Annotated in this window: 1 pseudogene and 1 other annotated feature; the pseudogene reads right to left on the bottom strand. The window is 63.7% G+C overall.

Going from position 1 to position 1,312, the window contains the following annotated elements:
- Positions 1–1,027 (bottom strand): annotated as a pseudogene (locus AC1D01_RS35005) (IS3 family transposase); the annotation flags it as partial.
- Positions 633–749 (bottom strand) — a sequence feature (AL1L pseudoknot). (Overlaps the previous pseudogene by 117 nt.)
- Positions 1,028–1,312 lie beyond the last annotated feature (285 nt).

Genomic DNA, 1,312 nt, shown 5'->3' with positions numbered 1-1,312 from the left:
GTCTCGGCCAGGGCGTTGTCGTAGCTGTCGCCCTTGCTGCCCACCGACGGCTCAACGCCGGCCTCTGCAAGGCGCTCGCTGTAGCGGATAGACACGTACTGCGACCCGCGGTCGGAGTGAATCACCAGGCTGCGATCCCGTTCGGGTTGCCGCGCGTACAACGCCTGCTCCAGGGCATCGAGGACGAAGTCCGTTCGCATCGAACTGCTGACGCGCCAGCCGACGATGCGCCTGGCGAAGACGTCAATGACGAAGGCCACGTACTGCCAGCCCTGCCACGTCGACACGTAGGTGAAGTCCGAGACCCAGAGCTGGTTCGGCCGCTCCGCGCGGAACTGGCGGTTGACCTTGTCCAGCGGGCATGGCGCCTTGCTGTCGCTGATCGTCGTTCGCACGATCTTGCCTCGCATCACGCCGCGCAGTCCCAGCCGACGCATCAGCCGCTCCACTGTGCAGCGCGCCGCTGCCGTGCCTTCGCGCGCCAGCTGGCGCCAGACCTTGTCAGCCCCGTAGACCTGCATGTTGGCCTGCCAGACGCGCTCGATCCGAGGGGCCAGAACGTCGTCACGTTGGGCGCGTGCGCAGCGCTCCTGCGGGTTGCGCCGAAGTGCCGCATACCGTCGATATCCAGACGGGGAAATCTGCAGAACCTTGCAGATCGGCTCGACCCCGAATGTGTCACGGTGCTTGTCTATCAAGTCCCTCAGGACTTGAATCGGCGGTCGAGCTCCGCCTGGGCGAAAAACGCGCTGGCCACCTTGAGGATCTCGTTGGCCCGACGCAGTTCCTTGACCTCGCGCTCGAGCTCCTTGACCCGCTGCGCCTCGGACGTCGTCACGCCCTCGCGCACGCCGGCATCGATCTCCTGGCGCTTGACCCACGTCAGCAGCGTCTGCGGCACGCAGCCGATCTTCGGCGCGATCGACTCCACCGCCAGCCACAGCGATGGGTACTCCCCACGATGTTCCTGCACCAAGCGCACCGCGCGCTCGCAGACCTCAGGTGAGAACTTGTTCGACTTGTTCATGGCTCCATCTTCTCAAGGGTTGGAGCCTCCTCAAAACCCGGGGCGATTCAGGAGCCTTACCGGTTTGTGGTCTTCATCGAGCGCTGAGACGTGTTGGGATTGACTGCTGCCATGCTTCACGCGTCGGTCTTCGACCTGTGTGTATCCCTTCGACTCAAGAAACGGCTTCACCAAATCGCGCGTGACGCGCTCGGCGGCGAAGCTCTCTTCGCGACGAAATGCTCGCTTCTCCATCTTTCCCTCACTCTTCTAGATTGCTGCGCTCCTTTTGAGCCACCCTTGGTC

It is taken from the genome of Rhizobacter sp. P3_B12, assembly GCF_056402895.1.
Note: the sequence above shows the minus strand (reverse complement) of the source record. Positions and strands in the feature narration are given on the sequence as shown.